Genomic DNA, 23,292 nt, shown 5'->3' with positions numbered 1-23,292 from the left:
ACCCTTTCTTGCCCAATGATTCATTATTTTGCACGCAGCCCTGTTCGCTGCCTAGTTATTTCATACATCAAGATCCCCGCCGCCACCGAAGCGTTCAGGGAATTGATCTGCCCGTTCATCGGCAGGCTGACCACAAAATCAGACTGCTCTTTCAGCAGACGAGACACCCCGTGTCCTTCCGAACCGACGACCAACGCCACACCGCCAGTGTAGTCCACGCCGCACCATGGCTGGCCGTCCATGTCCGCGCTGTAAATCCATACCTGATCTTTTTTCAGCAGATCGACTGCCTGCTTTAAATTCGCCACCCTGCAAACCGGAAGAACACTCGCCGCGCCGGCACTGGTCTTATATACGGTTTGGGTCAGCGAAGCGCTGCGCCGCTTTGGGATGATCACGCCATGCGCGCCGGCGGCCTCCGCCGTACGGATGATCGCGCCCAGATTATGGGGGTCTTCGATCTCATCACAGATGATCAAAAACGGGGCTTCCCCCCGCGCCCGGATCTCTTCCAAAAGCTGGGGAAGCTCCTTATATTCTGCCGCGCTGATCAGGGCTGCGACCCCCTGATGCACCACTCCGTTACTCAATTCGTTTAGCTTCTGCTTGGTGACATATTTTATCACCAGCTTCTGCTCTTTGGCCATGCGGACGATTTTTCCCAGCGACCCGTTCTGCGGCCCCTCTGTCTGCTGCAGAAAAAGGGTGTCGATCTGCTGTCCGGTCTTCATAGCTTCCAGCACTGCGTTTCGTCCTGCGATCACGTCGTTTCTTCTTTGAGAAGAGGGTTCTTTCATCAAGTGTTGGTCCGCCTTTCCGCCGTCGGTTCCAGTTCCATTTCCGACGCAAATCTATATTCTTTTTTATTATAGCATAAAGATTTTCAAAAAAACACCCTTTTCTACATTTTCTTCTTCCTTTTTTTGGAACCTTTCCCTACTGCAAGCCGGAAAGCAAAATAGAAAGGGCAGCCCCAGACGCAGCCGCGCCGGTCAGTGCAAATAAAAGTTTCCAGCGGGCTTTAAACCTGCTTTTTTTCCGTTTCATCTTCGGTAGGGCAGAATCCAACATCTCCGCGGTATGTTTTTGGATCAGGAACTGGTCGCTCGACGCCTGCGGGCTTAAAAAGAATATCACCTTTTCAAAATAATGGTCCTCCGGTCTGGTGATCTCGATAACACGTTTATTAACTCCTTTTAGCAAAATAATCGCCTCCATTTTCCTTGTTTTTCCAATTCTCACTTGTTTTGATTTTTCCCATTTAATTCCAAAATATACACCTTGTAATATTGTCCCTTCCTAAATAGATGTTGAAAACCCAGTGGAAAAGGTAGAAAACTTCTGCAAATAAATGTTGAAAAGTCCGTTGAAAGTGTGAAAAACCGGAAAATCCCGGCGTTAAAATTGTAAAAAGCAAAATGTTGAAAAGCTGGTTACAAAATGTTACCCAGAGTATTATTTTAAAAAATAAGCTGATTCATGTCGAAAACGGCGGTTTTTGGCATGACGGATTTCGACACATTTTCCAAGAAAAGAAAAACGCCTCCGACAATCTGTCGAAAGCGTGTGGTTTCTGCTTATTTCTTTTTTTCGCCTATTTCGCGGGAGGTCAAAAAATAGACGGCGCGCTCGATCGAGTCCTTGGAATTTCCCCAATCCGCATTTTCCCCGGCGTTCCGGTAATCAAACATCTTGCAGTAGTGGGACACATCCTCTTTCAGCGTATCCAAAGCCTGTCTGCACAGCCGGGTGCTTTCTTTTAAAAAAGTGTTTCTCCACTTTTTATCCATATGCTCCTGCGCGTATGCCGTTAACTGCTTAAAATGAGGAAAGCAGAGCATCTGCTGTTCCCCGTAAAGGGTGCGGAATTCCTCCTTTGCGACATACTGCCGCATGATCGTGTCGAACATAGTCTGCTGCGCCCAGTCGATTTTAGCACAGATAAAGCAGCTTTCTCCCTGTGCCTGTACTGCTTTTTTGGAAAACAGCCCGCCTTTTTGCGCTTCTCCCGGCTTCATTCCTTTTTCCTGGATCTCCATCAAATGACTCTCCAGCATCAGCGCCAAAGAAAGACGGTTTTTCTGCTTGAGCATCATCCCATAGTGGAAGCGACAAAACCCCTGCCTGTTGGTTTCCACCCGCACATCCGGCTCCATCATGGCGGCGCCCATGATATATTCTACGCTGCGTTCCTCCAAAATATCCCTCATGGTGCAGATCGGGCATCCGCACCTTGGTTCAAACACCTCATTGACCGGGATGGTATAAATACTATCTCTCATGAATTTCGTTCCTTTCCATCAAACTGCCACAAATTACTGCTTCCATTATACCATATCTGTGCTATAATAGGAACAACTACCGACAAAATCAGACAGGAAAGGAGCCTTTTTATGGCACAGCAAACCACACTCACTATCCCAAACTTTTCTTTGCGGGATACCCTGCTCTGCGGGCAATGTTTCCGCTGGGAGGAACTTCCGGACGGTTCGTTTTCCGGGTTTGCCGGCAGTCACTTTGCCTCCGTTTTACAGTCAGGGGACCAAGTTTTCATTACAAGCGATGCGGACGCCGCCTTTTGGGAAGCCTATTTTGACTGTGATACCGATTATGAAGCCGCAAAAAAACGCTTGTCCCATTACCGTGCCATGCGCCGGCCGATCGAACGGGCAGGCGGGATACGCCTGCTCAGGCAAGATCCATGGGAGGCGCTTTGCTCCTTTATCATCTCGCAAAACAATAATATTCCCCGCATCAAGGGGATCATCTCCCGGATGTGCGAAGCATTTGGGGAAGCGGTCCCCGGCGGGTATACATTCCCCGCCGCCGAACGTCTTGCCGCCTGTACATTGGATGACCTTGCTCCCCTGCGCGCGGGGTTTCGCGGCAAATACCTCTTGGATGCGGCCCAAAGGGTGAACGACGGCCGGGTCGTCCTTGACCGGATCGCGGCTTCCAGCACCGAAGAAGGGGAGGCGGAACTGATACAAATTTTTGGAGTGGGGGTAAAAGTTGCCCAGTGCGTTCTTCTGTACGGCTTTCATAAGCTGGACGCGTTCCCGGTAGACGTATGGATGAAAAAGGTTCTTGCCCTGCATTTTCCCAACGGCTTTCCAAAGCAGGCAAAAAAAGACCGGGGAATCGCCCAGCAGTTTTTGTTTCATGACATCCGTAGTTTCCCCGACCAGCAGTGACCTCTTTTCTATTAAAAAAAGCACGCCATGAAAATTCATGGCGTGCTTTTTATCATACATGCTTATGCTTTGTTTACAGAACCGAACAGCTCCATTTTTTCTTTGACAGTTGCTTTGATCGCTTCAAAGCCGGGAGCCAGCAGTTTTCTTGGGTCAAAGCCTTTTCCCTGCAGGTCTTTTCCTTCTTCAATGTATTTGCGGGTAGCAGCAGCAAAAGAAAGCTGGCATTCTGTATTTACATTGATCTTAGAAACGCCGAGGTCGATGGCTTTTTTGATCATATCTTCCGGGATACCGGTACCGCCGTGAAGAACAAGAGGCATTTTGCCGGTTTTCTTCTGGATCGCATCCAAAGTATCGAAGCTTAAGCCAGCCCAGTTTTCCGGATATTTGCCGTGGATGTTCCCGATACCAGCCGCCAGCATGGTAACGCCTAAATCTGCAACCATTTTACATTCTTCCGGATCAGCGCATTCGCCTGCTCCCACAACGCCGTCTTCTTCGCCGCCGATGGAACCAACTTCCGCTTCAATGGACATCCCTTTTTCGTTGGTAATCGCGACCAATTCTTTGGTTTTTGCAATGTTTTCTTCGATCGGGTAGTGGGAACCGTCGAACATAATGGAGGAGAACCCAGCTTCAATGCAGGCTTTTGCGCCTTCATAGGAGCCGTGGTCCAGATGCAGAGCAACCGGAACTGTGATGTTCAGTTCTTCCAGCATACCGTTTACCATGCCGACAATGGTTTTGTATCCCGCCATATATTTTCCTGCACCTTCAGAAACACCAAGGATCACCGGGGAATTGCATTCCTGAGCGGTCAGCAGAACTGCTTTGGTCCATTCCAGGTTATTGATGTTGAACTGACCAACCGCATAATGTCCTTCTTTTGCTTTGGTCAGCATGTCTTTCGCTGATACTAACATAATTTATACCTCCGTTTAATTCCGGGCGGAAAGCCGTCCGGCGTTGATAAGTTTTTAACTTACTTTTTATTATAACGGCTTTCCTGTAAAAAATCAATAGAAGCCGCCTGATTTGTAACAGCAAAATATACAGGACCTGCCATTTACAAAACTACCGTTCCATGCTACAATAAAAACAATGAAAATGATGCTATTTTGCAATAGGAAAGAAGGCAGCTTATGAAAAGTGAATCCGTGATCCAAGGGGTGCAGAACGCGCCGCATCGCGCGCTGTTCAACGCCCTTGGTTTTACAAAAGAAGAAATGTCCCGTCCACTGGTCGGGATCGTCAGCTCCCAGAACGACATCGTTCCGGGACATATGGACATCGACAAGATCGTGGAAGCGGTAAAGCTGGGTGTCGCCATGGCTGGCGGGACCCCCGCTGTATTCCCCGCGATCGCAGTCTGCGATGGGATCGCAATGGGCCATCAGGGGATGAAGTACTCGCTGGTTACCCGCGACCTGATCGCAGACTCCACCGAGGCAATGGCGATGGCGCACGGCTTTGACGCGTTGGTCATGGTGCCGAACTGCGACAAAAACGTTCCCGGGCTTTTGATGGCCGCGGCACGTCTGAATATCCCGACGATCTTTGTCAGCGGCGGGCCGATGCTCGCCGGAACCGTCGACGGGAAAAAGGTCAGCTTCTCCGCCGCTTCCGAGGCGGTCGGCGCCTATATTGCCGGAAAGATCTCCGCAGAGAAATTAGAAGAATTTGAGGAAAAGACCTGTCCTACCTGCGGTTCCTGCGCCGGGATGTACACCGCCAACTCCATGAACTGCTTAAGCGAGGTGCTGGGGATGGCTCTGCCGGGCAACGGGACCATTCCGGCTGCCTTCTCAGAACGCATCCGGCTGGCAAAACACGCTGGGATGCAAATTATGGAACTGCTGCGCAATCATATCCGCCCGCGCGACATCATGACAGAAGAAGCCTTCCACAACGCGCTGACCATGGATATGGCGATCGGGTGCAGCACCAACAGCATGCTCCACCTGCCGGCTATCGCACACGAAGCCGGGATCGAGCTGAACGTGGACATTGCAAATGAGATCAGCGATAAAACCCCGAACATCTGCCACCTCGCGCCGGCCGGCCCACACCATATTGAGGATCTGAACGAAGCCGGCGGCGTCTATGCCGTCATGCACGAGATCAACAAGCTCGGCCTGTTACATACCGATCTGATCACCTGCACCGGGAAAACAGTCGGGGAAAATATCAAAAACAGTATCAACAAAAATCCGGAAGTGATCCGTCCGGTAGAAAACCCATATTCCAAAACCGGTGGGATCGCAGTGCTGCGCGGAAACCTCGCGCCGGACTCCTGCGTGGTAAAACGGAGCGCCGTTGCACCTGAAATGCTCAAGCACGAAGGGCCGGCCAAGGTATTCGACTGCGAAGAAGATGCGATGGCTGCGATCAACGGCGGGAAAATCGTGGACGGCGATGTTGTCATCATCCGCTACGAGGGTCCTAAGGGCGGCCCGGGGATGCGGGAAATGCTCAACCCGACTTCCGCGATCATGGGACGCGGTTTAGGCAGTACGGTCGCTTTGATCACAGACGGACGTTTCTCCGGCGCTACCCGCGGGGCGGCGATTGGACACGTTTCCCCGGAAGCGGCGGTCGGCGGTCCCATCGCGTTGGTCCAGAACGGCGACATCATCTCCATTGACATTATGGCAAACCAGATCAACATCAAAGTCAGTGAGGATGAACTGGAAAAACGCCGCGCTGAATGGAAGCCAAGACAGCCTAGAATCACTACCGGCTATCTTGCCCGCTACGCTTCTCTGGTTACCTCCGGCAATCAGGGGGCGATCCTGAAAGCACCGGAAGTAAACTAATCTAAGCCGTTAAAAAGCCCGCCGGACAGGTTTCTGTCCCGCGGGCTTTTTTGCTTTCTCCCGATCAGAAAGGAATCATTATGGATAACTGTGAAATATTGCAGACTGCTATACGGCAATCGGCCGTTGACCTTGGCTGCCAGCCGGAAGATTTTTTGAGGCCGGAGCATCTGGTCGTTGCTTCGTCAGCCGCAGAGGGGGCTAGAAAGTACCTTACCCTGCCGTTTGGCTGCCAGCTCGTATCCTATGGGAGCAACATCGTAGCTTCCGCCCATCCCTCTTTAACGGACTGGCTTCCCTCCTATCTAAGCCACAGTACCTTGGAACACTGCTTTGAACCTCCTGCAACCGCGCTTCTTGCCGAGAAACTCAAACCGCTTGGGTACCGGCCCGGCTATCAATCGGAATACTTCCTCCCCGATGTGAACCGTCTGAAAGCATTGTCCTGTTCCTATGAACTGCGGGTGTTGGAACAGGACGATCTCGCTGAGTTTTATCTCCCGCAATGGAGCAACGCCCTGTGCGAGGCACGCAAAGAACTGGATGTTTTAGGCGTCGGCGCTTTCGACCATGGCAAGCTGATCGGGCTGGCAGGCTGTTCCGCAGACTGCGCGCAGATGTGGCAGATCGGCGTAGACGTCCTGCCGGAATACCGCCGTCAAGGGATCGCCGCGGCGCTGACCAGCAGGCTGGCCCAGGAGATCCTTCTCCGGGACAAGGTGCCCTTTTACTGCGCGGTATGGTCTAACCTGAAATCGGTACGTAACGCCCTCAAATGCGGGTTTCTCCCCGCGTGGGTCGAACTTTCCTCCCTGCCTGTCAGCAACCCCCGGGACGAATCACTCTGACCTTTTCTGTTCGGCCGCACGAAGCTGGGAACGGAACAATGTCCGAAACAGTAGGCGCACCAATGGGCCGCAGAAAAAAACTGCCAGAAGAACGCCATCGGGAAATTGATGACGATCGTTTGAAACCATGTCCCTAAAAATTCTACACCCGGGCGCTGAAAGATGACTGTAGCCCAAAAACTCATAATCGGGCACATCATGGCCACTGTAACACCGGCGCGGACCGTTGTTACCAATATAGGGCTATCCTTCCCAGGGGTCGCCATACTGTATGCGACTTTCGGCGCGATCCGGTCCACAATACAAAAACCCATGACGAAGCAGATGGGCAGCATGAATATCATTTCCTGAAATGCCGCCAAAAAACCGGTATTCGTCATTTGGCCCATCCGCAGGCCGGTGTCGTAAAACTCCATTGCCAGCACCATAAAAAGGTCATCATCAATCCATAGATCAATTCTTGAAATTTTGTTTTCGGCATAAAAACCCTCCATCAAAAAATAAAACGAGTATTCCTACAACTGGATTTACATCCAATCAGAATACTCGTTGCTCCCCTATTATAGCATATTTTTGAAAGCAATGTAAGTCTTTTATGAGGACACAAATTTATTTTCGGAAAGCATCCCCTTTAAAGTTACTATAAATCAACCTTTGAAGTTTGTTCAAAAAGGAAAAATTTGTCAGTAAAATAGGAAAAGGAGATGATATTGATGGAGCTAAACTGGTCAGAAATAGGGCAACGGATTCGCTCTCAGCGTGAAAGTCTGGGGATGACGCGCGAGATGATGGCAGAAGTATTGGATATTACCCCAAAATTCTGCGCAGATATTGAATTGGGTGCCAAAGGGATGTCCGTCCAAACGCTTTGCAAGATTTCCAATCTGCTGAGCCTTCCGACAGACTACATCCTGTTTGGCTCCAAAAATGAGGTGCCAGAGGAACTGCTGTCAGAAATGCTTTCCACCTGTTCCCCGGAAAAGCTTCCTTATTTAGAAACGATTCTTCAAACATTCCTTCAAGCGCTGAAAACCTGAAAAAGGAGTGGAAGTTTAAAACTTCCACTCCTTTTTCTTTATATATCCTGTTCGTCCGCGCGTTCAAACCCCTGGATAAACCCATCGGATTCTACGGAACAAATATCCCCGCCGATCACCTTTCCATCGTGTACCAAAACATTGGCCCGCACATTTTCTTCCTGTCCCGGGTAATTTTTGATCTCAAAGGTGACACGTTTAGCAAACTCACCGCGATAGTCCTCCAGATCATACCCCTGCGTCTTCTGCATGGTATTGTACTGCTCGTAGACGTCGTTGAACTCCGTCGGGATCATGACATCCTCCAGTTCGCTTGGTTCCGCGCTCGTCTGCCAGCCATACTCCTGCAGGAACGTCGCAACATCGGAGATATCCTCCACCTTGTTGGATACCCTTGCGCCGGTTTCTGTTGCCCCGGTCAGACTGGTGACTGTGACAACCACCACTGCCGCGACCACTACGACCGCCCCGGTAATACAGGCCGCGATCTTTTTCCGGCTCATTTTCATGGAAACAATAAACATACTGAATCATCCCTTCTGCAAAATCGGGGATCAAGCCCTAGGGGGGTCCCCTTCCGTTTTCCTTACCTTATCTATATGCGGCGATTTTGGAAACTTTCCAAAAGCCCAAGCTATAGCATTGCTATTTTTAAAAAATTCGTTTACAATAGAAGAAAATGCAGCGACCTATACTAGAGGAGATTTGCCCTATGCCAGAATCTATCCGGCTGGACCGGTTCTTTTCCAGCCAAAACCTCGCTTCCCGCAAAGAGTTCCGCGTCCTTCTAAAACAGGGACGCGTTACAGTGAACCAAACTGTGCCGAAATCAGCCGACCAAAAGGTGTGCCCCGGGCTGGACCGGATCTGCCTTGACGGAAAAGAAATCGGGTATCAAAAATATATTTATCTGATGTTAAATAAGCCGCCGGGCGTGGTGAGCGCCACCAACGACCGCAGCCAGAGAACCGTTTTAGACCTAGTCCCTGAAGCGCTGTTCCGCCCCGGGCTTTTCCCAGCCGGAAGATTAGACAAGGATACCACCGGGTTCGTCCTGCTGACAGACGACGGGGATTTTGCACATCGTCTGCTCTCCCCTAGGCAGCATATCGCCAAAACTTACCATGCTGTGCTGGACGGGCCGATCCCAGAAGACATGGCCGCCCGGTTCCGGGAGGGCGTCACCTTAAAGGATGGCTTTGTCTGTCTTCCCGCTTTGCTGAAGCCTTTATCAGACGGGGAACGGCCGGCCGTAGAGATCGTCCTGCACGAAGGGAAATACCACCAAATCAAACGGATGGCAGCCGCCTGCGGCAGGCATGTTTTAGCTTTAAAACGGGTCAAAATGGGGGAGCTTCCGCTTGACCCCGATCTTCCCGAAGGAGAGTGCCGGGAACTTTTGCACAAAGAAATTGTGAAACTTTTGGAAACCCCAAAGGCAGAATAACCGAATTTTGCACAAGTTTTCCTGCATATTTTTGGGAATTGGGCATTTTATATAAAGTGCATTTTAAAACTTTGGGTAATACACTACTGTTATTTTTAAAAAAAGTTTGGTATAGTAATAGTACATTAATTACACATAATTCTGTTCTCAGACGAATTATCAAATTGGGAGGTCCATAATTATGGCAAGTTTATCACTTAAAGGTATTTATAAAAAATATCAAGGAAACGTAGTTGCTGTATCCGATTTCAACCTCGACATCGAAGATAAAGAATTTATCATCTTGGTTGGTCCTTCTGGATGCGGTAAATCTACAACCCTTCGTATGATCGCTGGCTTGGAAGAAATTTCCGAAGGCGAACTGTACATCGGCGACAGACTGGTCAACGACGTTGCTCCGAAAGACCGTGACATCGCAATGGTGTTCCAGAACTACGCTTTGTATCCTCACATGACCGTTTTTGAAAACATGGCTTTCGGTCTGAAGCTGAGAAAAACCCCGAAAGATGAAATCAAAAAACGTGTTGAAGAAGCTGCCCGTATTTTGGACATTGCTCACCTGTTAGACAGAAAACCGAAAGCACTTTCCGGTGGTCAGAGACAGCGTGTTGCTTTGGGCCGTGCTATCGTTCGTGAACCTCAGGTATTCTTACTTGACGAACCGCTCTCCAACTTGGACGCTAAACTGCGTGCACAGATGAGGACCGAGTTGGCTAAATTGCATCTGCGTTTGGGCACAACCTTTATCTATGTAACCCACGACCAGACAGAAGCTATGACCATGGGTACCAGAATCGTTGTTATGAAAGACGGTTTCATCCAGCAGGTCGACACTCCTCAGAACCTGTATTCTAGCCCTTGTAACGTATTCGTAGCTGGATTTATTGGATCTCCTCAGATGAACTTTATTGATGCTACCCTGTCTGAAAACGGCGGTAAATATTTTGTTAACTTCGGCACAGAAAAAGCATACTCTGTTGAAATGCCGGAAAGCAAGATCAATGACGCAGTAAAAGAAAGCGTTGGCAAAGAAGTTATTCTGGGTATCCGTCCGGAACATCTCCACGATGAAGAAATGTTCCTCTCTGCTGCTACAACCGGTATCGTTGACTGTGATGTAGACGTAACAGAAATGATGGGTGCTGAAACTTATCTGTACCTGAACCTTGACGGCATCAACCTGACTGCTAGAGTTTCTCCGAGAACTACTGCAAAACCAGGCGATACCATTAAAATTGGTTTGGATGTCAACAACATGCACTTGTTTGATAAAGAAACTGAAAAAGTTATCTGCAACTAATCAAGTAATGTTAAGCAGGAACTGGCGTAAGCTGGTTCCTGCTTTTATTTGTTTTCGTAAAGTTTTTATTCTTATTCATAGTTCTGTAACACCTTATTGCGTTAAATATGTTACAATTTGTAACATATTTAAGCTTTCCTATGAATTTATAATCATTTTGTACAAATTTTTGTTTAAAATTAAAGCGAATTTGAAAAAGTTAATTTTTCCATTCTATTTTTTCATAAATTAGGTTGCAAAAAATAAAATTTTTCGTTACAATAATTATGAATAGGTGTCTATTCTGCCCAAACGGAACAGATACCCACTATTTTCATAATAAAAGAGGGGAATGTATCATGTCAAACAGACTATTCCAAGGTGTAATGCACCAAATGCGCGATACCATCAACCGTGTCATCGGCGTTGTTGATGAAACTGCTACTATCATTTCCTGCAGCGAATTGTCGAAAATCGGATCGACCAATGAATTTATTGCATTGGATCTTTCCGAATCCCATGACATTTTTATCCGTGACGGATACACCTATAAACCATTTGGCCCGCATATCAAGCCCGATTATGCGGTCTTTGTAGAGGGTGTTGACGAGGTAGCGGCAAAATATGCGCAGATTTTAGCAATTACTTTATCAACGATCAAGCAATACTATGATGAAAAATATGACCGCAACAACTTTGTGAAAAATGTGATCTTGGACAACATTCTGCCCGGAGATATTTATATCAAAGCGAGAGAGCTGCATTTTAACACGGATGCCAGCCGCGTCGCTTTGCTGATTCGTGTGGTTTCTACTAATGATGTTTCTGTTTATGACGTTATTCAGAACCTTTTCCCGGACAAGCAAAAGGATTTTGTCTTCAATATCAGTGAAACTGATATTGTCCTGATCAAGGAGATCCGCGCCGGGATCGAATCCAAAGACCTGGAAAAACTGGCGCGTTCTATCGTGGATACGCTCAGCAGTGAATTTTACACCAAAGCTGTTGTCGGGATCGGGACCAGTGTATCCGGTATCAAAGATCTGGCGAAATCCTTTAAGGAAGCTCAGGTCGCCTTGGAAGTCGGCAAGGTGTTCGATAATGAACAGGCTATTGTTTCCTACGATAATCTGGGGATTGCTCGTCTGATCTATCAGCTTCCTACCACCCTTTGCGAAACGTTCTTGAAAGAAGTATTTAAACAAGGCTCGATTGATTCTTTAGATCATGAAACCCTGTTTACTATCCATCGTTTCTTTGAAAACAACCTGAATGTTTCTGAAACCTCCAGAAAACTGTTCGTACACCGCAATACTCTGGTTTACCGTCTGGAAAAAATTAAAAAGCTGACGGGCTTAGACCTGAGAGAATTCGATCACGCGATCGTCTTTAAAATTGCGCTGATGGTCAAAAAATATTTGACCTCTGACCCGGTAAAACTCTAAACAAAAGACAAGACAGGCAAACGCCGCAAGGCATTTGCCCTGTTTGTGTTGTCAGTCATTGACTGCCGGGAAACTTATCAAATTAGGAGTCTTTTTTATATGATCGAACTAGTCGATGTTTCTTTAAAATATAATAATGAAACTACTGCGCTCAATCATATCAACCTAAAAGTAGACGACGGTGAATTTGCTTTTATCGTTGGCTCTTCCGGCGCAGGCAAAAGCTCCATTATCAAGCTTTTGCTTCGCGAACGGGTTGCCTCTGCTGGCAAAGTGTTTGTAAACGGATATGACCTGAGTAAGATCAAACGCAGAAAAATCCCGGAATTCCGTCGTTCTCTAGGCGTTGTTTTTCAGGATTTCCGTTTAATCCCGACTTTAAATGTTTATGACAACATTGCATTCAGCCTTCGTGTTACGAATGCCTCCAATAAATACATACGTGCCCGTGTCCCGTATATTCTGGAACTAATGGGACTTACAGAAAAGGCCAAACGGTTCCCCCATGAGATCTCAGGCGGTGAACAGCAGCGTGTTTCCTTAGGACGTGCTTTAGTCAACGACCCTCCCCTCATTATCGCTGACGAACCGACCGGAAACGTAGACCCTGAGCTTTCTTATGAGATCGTCGAGCTATTAAAAGGAATCAACGCCTGTGGGACGACCATTTTAATGGTCACCCATGAGCACGACATTGTGCGTTATTTCGGCGGCCGTACCATCAGCATCGAACATGGCGAGGTCGTGTTCGATGATTATATAGGAGGTCACGATGAAGAGTAACAGCGCAAGATATTTAGTCGGGCAAGGCATCTCCGGCTTATGGAAAAACCATATGATGACTCTGGCAAGTATCGGCGTTTTAACAGCCTGCCTGTTGATCGTCGGATTTGCCGTTCTTTTGACAGAAAACATCAACCAGATCGTAGGCTATGTGGAATCTCAAAACGAGATGGTTGCCTTTATGTATAAAAGCGGTGAAAATGAAGAGTTCATGGAAGCCGTACCCAATGTAGATGACGTAAACCACGAAACCGCGCTTAGGATCCAGCAAGATTTTGAAATAAGCGGTATGACAGAGGATGAGTTTCACCAAAAATTGATTGACAGTGGTATGACAGAGGACGAGCTCAAAATGCTTTTCGGTGCTTCTTCTATCGCAGATTTTGAAAAGCCGCAGGGCAGTTCGGAATCCTCACAGGCAGCGGAGGAATCCACCGCTTCAACCGATAGTAGTAGTTCTGACACATCATCTTCCCAGAAGGAGGATGGCGGCGCAGACGACGCCGAATCTTCTTCTCAGTCTGGCATTCCCATCGTGTATTGGGATGGATTGATTCAAGATATTGAAACAGAGTTAAAAGCTGTACCGAATGTCACTGATGTCCGTTTTGTTTCAAAAGAGGAAGGGATCGAAAGCCAAAAGGAAAGCTTCGGAGATCTCGGCTATCTGTTAGACGATTATACCGGAGCGGATAACCCGATTCGAAATTCCTTTGTTATTAAAGTAGAGGATCTATCCAAAATTGACGAAACGATCACCGAGATCAGTGACATTACAGGGATCAAGCTAGTTAATGCTTCCAACGAGGTTGCCGATACCCTGACCGGCCTGCGCCGGATCATCAACATCGTCGGCTGGTCGATCGTGGCGGCACTGTCGATCGTTTCTCTGGTTATCATTATCAATACGATCCGCGCAAGTATTTTCAGCCGCCGGAAAGAGCTGAATATCATGCGGTACGTTGGGGCGACCAATTCCTTTATCCGTCTTCCCTTTATTGTGGAGGGCATCTGCCTTGGGATCATCTCCGCGGCAGTCGCTTACCTCATCATCTGGGGCGGATATTCCTACTTCATGACCTCTTTCATGGACAGTGCTACTTCCTGGATCCAATCTGCATTCAGCAGTATTATCCCATTTGAACAAATCGCATTGAAGCTGGCGGTCTTCTTCTTCTCGGCTGGTGTTGGGCTAGGGGTCATCGGAAGCCTTGTCAGTATCCGCAACCATATTAAGGTATAACAGAAAGGACGAGAGATCTATGTTTTTATCAGCGAAACGTTACAGTGCTCTGCGCTTGATCGCTATGCTGATTGCTGTAGTTATGGTGTTTTCAGCCACCGTTTATACCTCAGTTCCACAGACTTTTGTTTCTGCAAAGTCTGAAGAACAAGAATTAAAAGACGAGATTGCAAGGCTAGAAAAAGAACAAAAAGAATTAAAGAAAAAACGCGATCAGATCAATGACAATCTATCAGCCGAAAAAGAAAAGCAGGAATCCTACCAGAAAGAAATCGACAACGTAAAAGAACAGCTTGAGGTTTATCAGGAGCAAATTGATACGGTAAACGGAGAGATTAGCGATACAGAAGAAAAGATCGAAACGAGGCAGGATGAGATCAAAGACACCAACAACGATATTACGGCAAAAGAAGCCGAGATCGAAGAAAACGACGAACTGTTTAAGGAACGTCTGGATACCATGTACATCGCAAACTCTTCTAATTCTGTACTGGCCATGCTGCTGGGTGCCGAATCTTTCTCCGATTTCCTGTCTGCCACAGAAACAGTAAAAAGTATTTCTGAAAGCGACCAGCAGCTTTTGGAAGAACTGGACCAGCAACACAAAGAGCTTCAGGCTTTAAAAGACAAGCTGGAAAAGGACAAGCAGGAGCTGGAAGACGCCAAACAGGATTTAGAAGATCAGAAAGCAGAGCTCGTCACAGCCAAAGCGGATTATGAGAAAAAGAAAGATGAGCTTGACGACCTGTATGAGGAAAGTGGTATTAAAATTGCTTCTTATAAGGACCAAAAAGAAGATATTGAAGAAGAGATCATGGACCATGAGGTCGCTATCAAAGAAAATGAAGCTGACCTGAAAAAATTGCAGGAAGAAGCCAGTAAGGCCGACGATGAATGGAATAATGGCCATGGCGGCGGATCCAGTTCAGGTGGAGGCGGCTCCGATGGAGGATCTGGCTCAGGTTCTGGAAGCGGCGGATCTGATGGCGGCAGTTCTCAGGTGAAACCATCTACCGGGTATATGTGGCCGCTGGATGGCGGACATGTCACCAGCTATTATGGCGGTGCACGCGGCCATAAGGGAGTCGACCTTTCAACCGGTGTTGTAGGGACCAAAATTTTTGCTTCCCGGACCGGAAAAGTCGTGGATGTCCAATACTGGGATGGCCACAGCAAAGACGATATGCAAAGCTATGGTAATATGGTACGGATCTATCATCCGGAAACAGGCACCTACACCCGTTATGCGCACTGTGTTTCTATTGCAGTATCAGAAGGCCAGTGGGTAAACCAGGGCCAAGTCATTGCTTATATGGGAAATACCGGTAACTCATTTGGGCCGCATTTGCATTTTGAATTAAGTACCGGTGCAAGCAACAGTACTAGAATCAACCCATTGCCTTATATTCAGTAAGACTATTTTGGGATCCTCTGCCATTTCAGCAGAGGATTCTATCTTGTAGCTGGTTTGCTAAATTTATGCCGGAAAGGGAGAGTCTATGAATAAAAAGATTTCATTGGGCGCGGCAATTGCCTTTATGGCAGTTGTTGCAAGTATCACCTTCGTAATCACCATGCTGTTCTCGCAGGGCGTGTTCAATAAAATGATTTCAAACGTCAGCCAGCGGGAAAGCATGTATGAAAAAATACAGGAGATCGACAAGCTAGTTCGCAATAACTACCTGTTTGAACTTGATGAAGACGCTTTAAAAGATGAAATGGCTTCTGGTTTGATCAACGGTTTAGAGGATCCCTATGCGGCCTATCTCGACCAGGAGGAATACGAGCGCGACCTGTTAGAAAGTAAAGGGGAACTGGTCGGGATCGGTATCCAGGCTTCTGTGGACCCGACCAATGGATATATGACTGTTGTTTCCATTTATGACGGCGCACCGGCTGCGGAAAGTGGCTTACAGGTCGGTGATATTATTGTAAAGATCGATGGAAAAGACGTTGCAGAAGTTGGGGCAACAGAAGCGATCAAAATGATCAGCGGTGAACCTGGCACAAAGGTCACTGTAACAGTGCGTCGCGATGCAGTGGATACAGACTATACCCTGCAAAGAAAGCAGGTAGAAATCCCCAGCATCGTTTCTCGTATGATCGATACAAACTGCTATATCAAGATCACAGAATTTAATGCCAATACTCCTGAACAGTTTAAAAAGGCGATCGAAACTGCTCAGAAAAACGGTGCAAAGGGATTGATTTTTGATCTACGAGGCAATGGCGGCGGAAATATGGATGCAGTTACTGAAATGCTGGACTATCTCCTGCCCTCTGGAAATATCGTAACACAAACCGATGCCAAGGGCGAAACCACAGTCCTTGCCACCTCAGATGACAGCCAGGTCAGTATGCCGATGATCACGCTTACCAACGGAAAGACTGCTTCCGCGTCAGAACTATTTGTGGCAGACCTGAAAGATTACGGGAAGGCGCAGTCAGTCGGTACCACGACTTATGGGAAAGGCGTTATGCAGACCACCTATGCTTTGAGCGATGGAAGTGCGATCCGCTTGACAACCGGATATTTTAATCCTGCAAAAAGTGATAACTTTAACGGTGTAGGCATTGCCCCTGACTACGAGGTGACGCTCACCGCAGAACAGGAACAAAATTTTGCAACGTTAGATGAAACAACTGATCCGCAACTGAAAAAGGCGATCGAAGTCATCAACTCACAAGTACAGTGATCAAAAGGCCGAAGGTTCCCCTTCGGCCTTTTTCTGCGTGCGGATATATCTTAAGGAAACCTTACAGCGTCAGACAAATCTCGTTCACAACTTCTGTTTATAATAAGAGCATAAATTAACAAGGAGGCCGCTTTTTGTGAAACAGAATGTAAAACGAAAACGACGGCACTGGCTTGGATTTTTGCTGTTTCTTTTGGTTCTGGTAGCATTTTGGTGGTTTGAAACCTTTACCCTGACTGTTTCTGAGGTGACTGTCAAACATGAGAAAATCAAAAATGACATCACTATTGTTCAGCTGACTGACCTGCACGGCGCGTCCTTTGGAATAAACAACAGCACCCTCATTAAAAAGATCGATAACGAAAGCCCTGACCTGATCGCAATTACAGGTGATATGTATACACATAGTGACCGTTCCGGGCGGGAAACTGCGACCCGCTTGATCACTGATTTGTCCAAAAAATATCCCGTATATCTGGTAAATGGGGAACACGACAACAACGATGAGTTTTTATCCGATTTGAAAGAACGGAACGTCCATGTGCTGGACTACCGAAAAGAAAAAATCACCGTCGGAAATACGGATTTGACCCTCTATGGGATCAATAATCTTTACTACAGCCCTACCTTTGATCTGGCAAATGAATTTACACTAGATCCAAACCAGTACAACATCCTGCTGGCACATATTGATAATTTGGAGGCTTTTTCCCGTTTTGGGATCGATCTTTCCCTTTGTGGAGATACCCACGGCGGACAAGTCCGTCTTCCATTTGTGGGCGCGCTGAATAACCAAGGGATATGGTTTCCAGAAAGAGGAGTAAATACCGGAAGCATCACCCGCACCAAGGGGCTTTATACCAAAGGGGATTCCACGCTGTTCGTGTCCAGCGGGCTGGGCAATTACCCTGTCCCGATCCGGTTCATGAACCGGCCAGAGATCGCTGTCATCCACTTACAGCCGGAAATATAAATAACCGGTCCTGCAAAATTTTGCAGGACCGGTTATTTTTTTACTCAAACACGCTTCCGTCTGCCAAGTAGATCTGCTTGCGCAAAACCTGTACAAGGACATCCTGCATGTTGTTCTCTTTCAAAAACAGATCAGTCAACAGCGTTGGGTTGATGTTCTTCTGCCCGGCAGTAAACCGCGCCCGAAACACAACACAGCCCTCCTCCTGCCAATGCTCCAGCAGCTGGAACTCCGGCTTCAAGTCAACCGGTTTCTCCCCTTTTTTGGTCCGCTTCATCACGATTAACTCCGGTTTTTCACAAAAAGCAGTCAGAGCGGAAATAAGCTGAGCCGGATCATTGCAGAAAAAACGCAGTTCGTATTCTGCCTGTACGATTTCCTGCGGCTTTGCCTGCTGCAAAGCCACCTTTGTTACTGCCATATCCCTTGGCAATGCTTTTCCAAGCCGCTCCTTCACCGTTTCCAGATCCATGGGTTCGGAAAGGCGAAAATCCATGCACTCGCACTCGCTTTCATAGCCCAAAGCCAACGGCAGAGCAAAGGTCAGGTACATGTGAGGGTTAAAGCCCTGGGTGTACCAAACAGGAATGCCAGCACGCTTCAGCGCCCGTTGCATACACCGGGTAATATCCAGATGAGAAATGTATTTTGCACGGCCTTTTTTCTGGTAAAAAACCCGTACATTCGGCATCGCCAAGATCTGCCGGTTTCGTTGAGCCATGTTTTCCACATTTCCGGTCATTGCCGTATTATTCAACACACTTCCCTCCTTTTCTCTCCAAAAGCTTGTTTGCGCCGCACCCGGAGCACTGCTCCCGGCAATTCGGCGTAGTTGCAGCCTGCTGTGCTTTTTCCCATTCTTTCCTCAGAAAAGCTTCGGTCACGCCGTAATCAAGATGACTCCAAGGCAAGACTTCCCCGATCTCGCGGGTACGGTTTGCATAAAATTCAATCGTCAGGCCGCATTCCTTTAACGCTTCTTCCCAGCGGTCAAAATAAAAATGCTCATCCCAGCCGTCAAAGTAGCAGCCCTTTTGCCATGCTTTATAGATCACCCTGCCCAAACGCCGGTCGCCTCTGGCGAACACCGCTTCCAGCACCGAGGTCTTGCTGGCATGATACTTAAAGGAAATTTTGCGTGAGGTGATGCAGTCCAGCATATGCTTCTGCTTTTTCACGATCTGTTCCAAGGTATCCTGCCCAAACCACTGAAACGGGGTAAACGGTTTTGGCACAAAGGTGGATACCGATACCGTTACATTGACCGGTTTTCCTTTTGGACGGTTTTCCAGCCGGTGGTAAAACCCTACGATCTTCTGCGCAAGTTCGATGATTCCTTCACAGTCCTCCATCGTTTCGGTGGGCAGTCCCAGCATGAAGTAAAGCTTTACAGAGGTATATCCACCCTCAAAGGCAATCTTGCAGGAGGAAAAAATATCTTCTTCCGTAATATTCTTATTGATAACATCGCGCAGACGCTGTGTCCCTGCTTCCGGTGCAAAGGTTAGCCCGCTTTTACGCACCCGCGCCACCTTTGCCAACAGCTCTTCGGAAAAGTTGTCGATCCGCAGGCTGGGCAAAGAAAGATTGATATGGTTGTCCACCGTATAGTCGATCAAATCATCCAGCATGGGTTCTATCTTCGAGTAGTCCGACGTACTCAAAGAGGACAACGAAATCTCTTCGTATCCAGTGGTCTCACACAGGCTTTTCCCTTGGCTGCACAGCACCTCTGGTTCCTTTTCGCGCAGCGGACGGTATAAAAATCCCGCTTGGCAGAACCGGCAACCCCGGATACAGCCGCGCATCACTTCTACGATCGCCCGGTCGTGCACCGTGTCGATAAAGGGAACCACAAAATCTTTGGGATAAAAGGTCGTACTCATATCCTGAACGATCCGTTTTTTGACCGGGAATTTTGCGCCGTTTTTCGGTGTCACTGCACGGATTTTTCCGTCCTCGTAATAGGAAACCTCATATAGCGAGGGCACATAAACACCCTCCAGTTCGTTGGCGGCTTCCAAAAAATGTTCCTTTGTCCAATCCTCTTGTTTCGCGGTGCGGTACAGGCTCACCAGTTCCACAATGACGTCTTCGCCCTCCCCCAGCATAAACAGGTCGATAAAATCAGCCAGCGGCTCCGGATTACAGGCGCAGGGGCCTCCCGCGACCACCAGGTTTTTTAACCCCTTCCGTTCCTCACAAAGCACCGGGATCCCAGCCATATCCAGCATATTTAAGATATTGGTAAAAGACAGCTCATATTGCAGGGTAAACCCGATAATGTCAAATTCTCCCAATGGATCCAGGCTCTCCAGCGCATACAGCGGGACATTCTCCCGGCGGAGCGCCTCCTCCATATCCATCCATGGTGTGAATACCCGTTCACACCAGACATAGTCCAGTGAATTGAGCAGAGAATAAAGGATCTTCATCCCCAAATGGGACATTCCCACCTCATAAGTATCTGGGAAACAGAACGCAAAACGCACATCTACGGTATTCGCGTCTTTTACAATACTGTTTAATTCTCCTCCGATATACCGTCCCGGTTTTTGGACATGCGGCAAAATACGGTCCAATGCTTGTTGTATCTCTTTCAAAATGCTTTCTCCTCTTTATACAGTTAAAACAAAAAATCCATCAACGTGTGGAACATGACTACTAACGGCAAAGTTACCGCGGAAAATAGCGTTGTCATCGCAAACAGCTCAGAGGCATAAACCGGCGATTTATTAAACCGCAAAGCCATAGCAGTGCAGGCCGCGGCTACTGGCCCGCCCAGCGAAATGACAATACTCAGCAAAACGACCGAATCAATCGGCAGCCAGTAGAACAATACGATCAAGATGATCGGGTACAAAAGCAATTTTAAAAAGCTGATGTAGTAGAGCCGTTTGTTGAAAAGCACCCGCTTTAAGTCCGATTGCGCCAATGTCAGCCCTGCGATCAGCATGGCAAGCGGCGTGTTCATATCCGCCACATAACCGATGCTTTCATTAATCAGCTCCGGCACCGGGATTTGCAGCAGATAGAAAATCAGTCCCAAAAGAGCCGCTACCAAGGCCGGGGTAAACAAATTTTTGGCCGTTTCTTTCAGCGTCAGCTTTTCCCCTTCCCTGCCTTTCATCAGCAATATTCCGTGCGTCCAGACAAAGATGTTGAAAACGGTGATCACACCGGTCAAATAAAAGACCCCCTCGCTTCCAAACACCCCGTTGACAATAGGGATCCCAATAAACCCGCAGTTAGAGTAGGTCGCGGCAAACCGTTCCACCTGATATTCCTTGTGCTTGTCCTTCACCAAAAAGTGCGACAAAACGATCATCACAAAAATTCCAGCCGCAGTCAAAATACAGGACAAAAGCAACCCTTGCAGATGCTTTTCGTCATACGCCTGATCATATGTAATAAAGATCAACGCTGGATTGACGACAAACAAAAGCAGGCTGGACAGCTGCCGGTTCCCCTCGTCAGTAATCAGCTTGATCCGATAAAGCAGCACGCCTAACCCCAGCAGCAGAAGCATGATCGCAACCTGCTGCAACACGCGCAGTGTGATGTCCATAATATTTCTCCCTTTTTTATGATTGTTTTTTAAAGATCCATAATTTGCTGAATAGGTAGTTCAGAACCACTACCAAAACGTTGGAAAGAATTTTGATCACTAGATCGTTTAGGAAAAGCAGATCCACGCACACCCACATGATCAGCAGATCCAAAACCCCGGAAAACACCCGGCACGCAAAAAAAGCCAGCGCCTCCCTCAGCAGGGCACGCAGGGTATTCGTCCTGCTTTCAAACACCCAGATCTTATTCGTTATATAAGCAAACAGCACCGATAGGAACCATGCAACCGCAGTAGACAAAACAGTGGGCCAATGCAATAAATGGGCCAATGCCGCATATGTCGCAAAATTTACCAAGGTAGTTAACCCGCCGAACAATAAGTATAAAATAATCTCTTTATACTTATTGTAAATATTTTTCCAGTATTCCAATCATGTACCTTCTTTCCTAAATACCTTTTTATTATAAACGTTTTTCAGCGTTCCCACAATAGTTTTTGCCGCTTTTTTCAATTTCAATCATTTTGTTCTGATAAAGCGTTGAATTTCTATCTGGGATTGTGTATAATGAAAGTAATATTGATTTTTGGAGGCGTGAGAATTATGTTTCAGGATATGATGGATACCATTGGCATGGTGGAAAGTTATGACAAAGAGGTTGGCGACGCTATGAAAGCGGAGCTTTCCCGCCAGCGCAGAAATATCGAATTGATCGCGAGTGAAAATATCGTGTCCCCTGCCGTGATGGCGGCAATGGGTTCCGTGTTGACCAACAAATATGCGGAAGGATACCCTGGCAAGCGGTATTACGGCGGCTGCGAATGCGTTGATGTGGCAGAACAGCTTGCGATTGACCGCGCAAAGAAATTATTTGGCGCAGAACATGCAAATGTGCAGCCTCATTCCGGTGCACAGGCAAACACTGCCGTTTATTTTGCCCTGCTCCAGCCCGGCGACACGGTCATGGGGATGAGCTTGGCGCACGGCGGCCACTTGACTCATGGTTCCCCGGTCAACATGTCTGGAAAGTACTTTAACTTCGTATCCTATGGGCTGGATGAGGAAACCGGCATGCTCAATTACGATACCATCCGCGCTTTGGCTCTGGAGCATAAACCAAAACTGATCGTTGCCGGCGCTTCCGCTTATCCCCGCGCCATTGATTTTGAGCGCATCGGCGAGATCGCCAAAGAAGTCGGCGCTTATTTTATGGTGGATATGGCGCATATCGCGGGCTTAGTTGCAGCCGGGCTGCATCAAAACCCGGTTCCTTATGCCGATGTTGTGACCACCACCACCCACAAGACCCTGCGCGGGCCGCGCGGCGGCTTGATCCTCTGCAAAGAAGAGTTTGCCAAAGCCATTGACAAAGCGATCTTCCCGGGTACTCAAGGCGGCCCCCTGATGCATATCATCGCAGCGAAAGCGGTCTGCCTTGGCGAAGCATTGAAGCCTTCCTTTAAAGAATACGGGCAAACGGTAATCGATAATGCCAAAGCTTTGGCAGAAGCATTGCAGGGATACGGCTTTGACCTGGTAGCCGGCGGGACGGACAACCACCTGATGCTGGTCGACCTGCGCAAATTCCACATCACAGGGAAAGAACTGCAAAACCGTTTGGATGAAGTGTATATCACCGCAAATAAAAACGCGATCCCCAATGATCCGGAAAGCCCGTTTGTCACCAGCGGCGTGCGGATCGGCACCCCGGCTGTCACCAGCCGCGGCATGAAGCCGGAGGATATGAAAGTGATCGCAGAATGCATTTACCTGACCGCTACTGATTTTGAAAACAAGGCGGATGAAATCCGGGAAAAAGTAAACGCCCTGTGTGAAAAATACCCGTTGTACGAGTAAAAGCAGTTTCGTGTAACCAAGCCCCTGTATTCCTAAACTGGAATACAGGGTTTTTGCTTGTATTCCCCAGTGGGTATGGTATAATAAAAAAAGAATGATCAT

22 protein-coding genes and 1 pseudogene are annotated in these 23,292 nt (G+C 47.8%); 13 read left to right on the top strand and 10 right to left on the bottom strand.

Annotated features, from left to right (window positions below):
• Window positions 1–23: 23 nt before the first annotated feature.
• The 3 genes from rlmB to CIB36_RS09645 form a co-directional block, all read right to left on the bottom strand.
• Complete coding sequence (gene rlmB, locus CIB36_RS09655; protein ID WP_203226460.1) at window positions 24–797, bottom strand: 23S rRNA (guanosine(2251)-2'-O)-methyltransferase RlmB; 774 nt, start codon at window positions 795–797, stop codon at window positions 24–26.
• A gap of 139 nt (window positions 798–936) precedes the next feature.
• Window positions 937–1,203, bottom strand: coding sequence for a hypothetical protein (locus CIB36_RS09650; RefSeq protein ID WP_158662654.1), 267 nt, complete (start codon window positions 1,201–1,203; stop codon window positions 937–939).
• Window positions 1,204–1,577: 374 nt separating this feature from the next.
• Window positions 1,578–2,282 carry a DUF6062 family protein gene (locus CIB36_RS09645; RefSeq protein WP_093989349.1) on the bottom strand — a complete coding sequence of 235 codons (705 nt, stop codon included), beginning with the start codon at window positions 2,280–2,282 and terminating at the stop codon, window positions 1,578–1,580.
• 111 nt (window positions 2,283–2,393) lie between these two features.
• On the opposite strand from CIB36_RS09645, the gene CIB36_RS09640 reads away from it, so the two are divergent.
• A complete protein-coding gene (locus CIB36_RS09640; protein ID WP_093989348.1) occupies window positions 2,394–3,194 on the top strand; it encodes a DNA-3-methyladenine glycosylase family protein in 801 nt (266 codons plus the stop codon).
• 62 nt (window positions 3,195–3,256) lie between these two features.
• Here the strand turns inward: CIB36_RS09640 and fba are convergent, their stop codons facing one another.
• Entirely contained in the window at window positions 3,257–4,120 is an 864-nt protein-coding gene (gene fba, locus CIB36_RS09635) for a class II fructose-1,6-bisphosphate aldolase (RefSeq protein ID WP_093989347.1), read from the bottom strand.
• A 219-nt stretch (window positions 4,121–4,339) separates the two neighbouring features.
• Here fba and ilvD point away from each other — a divergent pair, with 219 nt between their 5' ends.
• Entirely contained in the window at window positions 4,340–6,013 is a 1,674-nt protein-coding gene (gene ilvD, locus CIB36_RS09630; RefSeq protein WP_093989346.1) for a dihydroxy-acid dehydratase, read from the top strand.
• An 80-nt stretch (window positions 6,014–6,093) separates the two neighbouring features.
• Entirely contained in the window at window positions 6,094–6,861 is a 768-nt protein-coding gene (locus CIB36_RS09625; protein WP_093989345.1) for a GNAT family N-acetyltransferase, read from the top strand.
• Between the two features lie 86 nt (window positions 6,862–6,947).
• On the opposite strand, the pseudogene CIB36_RS13735 reads toward CIB36_RS09625, so the two are convergent.
• A pseudogene (locus CIB36_RS13735) lies at window positions 6,948–7,058 on the bottom strand (DUF2798 domain-containing protein); the annotation flags it as partial.
• 516 nt (window positions 7,059–7,574) lie between these two features.
• Between CIB36_RS13735 and CIB36_RS09615 the strand changes: the two are divergent.
• The gene (locus tag CIB36_RS09615; protein WP_158662653.1) at window positions 7,575–7,898 is read left to right on the top strand and encodes a helix-turn-helix domain-containing protein; all 324 of its coding nucleotides are present in this window, start codon (window positions 7,575–7,577) and stop codon (window positions 7,896–7,898) included.
• Window positions 7,899–7,936: 38 nt separating this feature from the next.
• On the opposite strand, the gene CIB36_RS09610 is transcribed toward CIB36_RS09615, so the two are convergent.
• Window positions 7,937–8,422, bottom strand: coding sequence for a DUF4830 domain-containing protein (locus CIB36_RS09610; RefSeq protein WP_093989343.1), 486 nt, complete (start codon window positions 8,420–8,422; stop codon window positions 7,937–7,939).
• 188 nt (window positions 8,423–8,610) lie between these two features.
• Between CIB36_RS09610 and CIB36_RS09605 the strand changes: the two genes are divergently transcribed.
• The 8 genes from CIB36_RS09605 (at window position 8,611) to CIB36_RS09570 (ending at window position 17,764) form a co-directional block, all read left to right on the top strand.
• Window positions 8,611–9,345 (top strand): pseudouridine synthase, encoded by a 735-nt coding sequence (locus CIB36_RS09605; RefSeq protein ID WP_093989342.1) that lies wholly within the window; start codon window positions 8,611–8,613, stop codon window positions 9,343–9,345.
• A 181-nt stretch (window positions 9,346–9,526) separates the two neighbouring features.
• Window positions 9,527–10,645 (top strand): ABC transporter ATP-binding protein, encoded by a 1,119-nt coding sequence (locus tag CIB36_RS09600; protein ID WP_093989341.1) that lies wholly within the window; start codon window positions 9,527–9,529, stop codon window positions 10,643–10,645.
• Between the two features lie 338 nt (window positions 10,646–10,983).
• The gene (locus tag CIB36_RS09595; protein WP_093989340.1) at window positions 10,984–12,069 is read left to right on the top strand and encodes a PucR family transcriptional regulator; all 1,086 of its coding nucleotides are present in this window, start codon (window positions 10,984–10,986) and stop codon (window positions 12,067–12,069) included.
• A gap of 99 nt (window positions 12,070–12,168) precedes the next feature.
• Entirely contained in the window at window positions 12,169–12,852 is a 684-nt protein-coding gene (locus CIB36_RS09590; protein ID WP_093989339.1) for a cell division ATP-binding protein FtsE, read from the top strand.
• Window positions 12,842–14,095, top strand: coding sequence for a permease-like cell division protein FtsX (locus CIB36_RS09585; RefSeq protein ID WP_093989338.1), 1,254 nt, complete (start codon window positions 12,842–12,844; stop codon window positions 14,093–14,095). Before CIB36_RS09590 ends, CIB36_RS09585 begins: the two co-directional genes overlap by 11 nt.
• 19 nt (window positions 14,096–14,114) lie before the next feature.
• Complete coding sequence (locus CIB36_RS09580) at window positions 14,115–15,509, top strand: murein hydrolase activator EnvC family protein (RefSeq protein WP_093989337.1); 1,395 nt, start codon at window positions 14,115–14,117, stop codon at window positions 15,507–15,509.
• An 85-nt stretch (window positions 15,510–15,594) separates the two neighbouring features.
• Complete coding sequence (locus tag CIB36_RS09575) at window positions 15,595–16,791, top strand: S41 family peptidase (RefSeq protein ID WP_093989336.1); 1,197 nt, start codon at window positions 15,595–15,597, stop codon at window positions 16,789–16,791.
• A gap of 136 nt (window positions 16,792–16,927) precedes the next feature.
• On the top strand, window positions 16,928–17,764 hold the full coding sequence (locus CIB36_RS09570; RefSeq protein ID WP_093989335.1) for a metallophosphoesterase: 837 nt from the start codon (window positions 16,928–16,930) through the stop codon (window positions 17,762–17,764).
• A gap of 40 nt (window positions 17,765–17,804) precedes the next feature.
• Here CIB36_RS09570 and CIB36_RS09565 read toward each other — a convergent pair whose 3' ends face one another.
• From CIB36_RS09565 to CIB36_RS09550, 4 genes are read right to left on the bottom strand one after another with little or no spacing between them, the layout of a single operon-like run.
• Entirely contained in the window at window positions 17,805–18,521 is a 717-nt protein-coding gene (locus CIB36_RS09565) for a TIGR03936 family radical SAM-associated protein (RefSeq protein WP_158662652.1), read from the bottom strand.
• Entirely contained in the window at window positions 18,514–20,358 is a 1,845-nt protein-coding gene (locus CIB36_RS09560) for a TIGR03960 family B12-binding radical SAM protein (RefSeq protein WP_093989996.1), read from the bottom strand. The genes CIB36_RS09565 and CIB36_RS09560 overlap by 8 nt, the downstream gene beginning before the upstream one ends.
• A 32-nt stretch (window positions 20,359–20,390) precedes the next feature.
• Window positions 20,391–21,332 carry an AEC family transporter gene (locus tag CIB36_RS09555; protein ID WP_093989334.1) on the bottom strand — a complete coding sequence of 314 codons (942 nt, stop codon included), beginning with the start codon at window positions 21,330–21,332 and terminating at the stop codon, window positions 20,391–20,393.
• A gap of 16 nt (window positions 21,333–21,348) precedes the next feature.
• On the bottom strand, window positions 21,349–21,765 hold the full coding sequence (locus CIB36_RS09550) for a GtrA family protein (protein ID WP_162494842.1): 417 nt from the start codon (window positions 21,763–21,765) through the stop codon (window positions 21,349–21,351).
• A gap of 171 nt (window positions 21,766–21,936) precedes the next feature.
• Between CIB36_RS09550 and CIB36_RS09545 the strand changes: the two genes are divergently transcribed.
• Window positions 21,937–23,190, top strand: coding sequence for a serine hydroxymethyltransferase (locus CIB36_RS09545; RefSeq protein ID WP_093989333.1), 1,254 nt, complete (start codon window positions 21,937–21,939; stop codon window positions 23,188–23,190).
• Window positions 23,191–23,292: the final 102 nt, after the last annotated feature.

Source organism: Massiliimalia timonensis (genome assembly GCF_900186585.1).
Classification (GTDB): domain Bacteria; phylum Bacillota; class Clostridia; order Oscillospirales; family Ruminococcaceae; genus Massiliimalia; species Massiliimalia timonensis.
This window is presented reverse-complemented; position numbering and strand designations above follow the sequence as displayed.

What these genes read in the sequence shown, in the direction of transcription:
- CIB36_RS09595 (WP_093989340.1), top strand. Translation starts at nt 10,984, where the DNA reads ATGTCAAACAGACTATTCCAAGGTGTAATGCACCAAATGCGCGATACC.
- CIB36_RS09590 (WP_093989339.1), top strand. Translation starts at nt 12,169, where the DNA reads ATGATCGAACTAGTCGATGTTTCTTTAAAATATAATAATGAAACTACT.
- CIB36_RS09625 (WP_093989345.1), top strand. Translation starts at nt 6,094, where the DNA reads ATGGATAACTGTGAAATATTGCAGACTGCTATACGGCAATCGGCCGTT.
- ilvD (WP_093989346.1), top strand. Translation starts at nt 4,340, where the DNA reads ATGAAAAGTGAATCCGTGATCCAAGGGGTGCAGAACGCGCCGCATCGC.
- rlmB (WP_203226460.1), bottom strand. Translation starts at nt 797, where the DNA reads ATGAAAGAACCCTCTTCTCAAAGAAGAAACGACGTGATCGCAGGACGA.
- CIB36_RS09600 (WP_093989341.1), top strand. Translation starts at nt 9,527, where the DNA reads ATGGCAAGTTTATCACTTAAAGGTATTTATAAAAAATATCAAGGAAAC.
- CIB36_RS09645 (WP_093989349.1), bottom strand. Translation starts at nt 2,282, where the DNA reads ATGAGAGATAGTATTTATACCATCCCGGTCAATGAGGTGTTTGAACCA.
- CIB36_RS09585 (WP_093989338.1), top strand. Translation starts at nt 12,842, where the DNA reads ATGAAGAGTAACAGCGCAAGATATTTAGTCGGGCAAGGCATCTCCGGC.
- CIB36_RS09575 (WP_093989336.1), top strand. Translation starts at nt 15,595, where the DNA reads ATGAATAAAAAGATTTCATTGGGCGCGGCAATTGCCTTTATGGCAGTT.
- fba (WP_093989347.1), bottom strand. Translation starts at nt 4,120, where the DNA reads ATGTTAGTATCAGCGAAAGACATGCTGACCAAAGCAAAAGAAGGACAT.
- CIB36_RS09555 (WP_093989334.1), bottom strand. Translation starts at nt 21,332, where the DNA reads ATGGACATCACACTGCGCGTGTTGCAGCAGGTTGCGATCATGCTTCTG.
- CIB36_RS09580 (WP_093989337.1), top strand. Translation starts at nt 14,115, where the DNA reads ATGTTTTTATCAGCGAAACGTTACAGTGCTCTGCGCTTGATCGCTATG.
- CIB36_RS09610 (WP_093989343.1), bottom strand. Translation starts at nt 8,422, where the DNA reads ATGTTTATTGTTTCCATGAAAATGAGCCGGAAAAAGATCGCGGCCTGT.
- CIB36_RS09640 (WP_093989348.1), top strand. Translation starts at nt 2,394, where the DNA reads ATGGCACAGCAAACCACACTCACTATCCCAAACTTTTCTTTGCGGGAT.
- CIB36_RS09615 (WP_158662653.1), top strand. Translation starts at nt 7,575, where the DNA reads ATGGAGCTAAACTGGTCAGAAATAGGGCAACGGATTCGCTCTCAGCGT.
- CIB36_RS09545 (WP_093989333.1), top strand. Translation starts at nt 21,937, where the DNA reads ATGTTTCAGGATATGATGGATACCATTGGCATGGTGGAAAGTTATGAC.
- CIB36_RS09605 (WP_093989342.1), top strand. Translation starts at nt 8,611, where the DNA reads ATGCCAGAATCTATCCGGCTGGACCGGTTCTTTTCCAGCCAAAACCTC.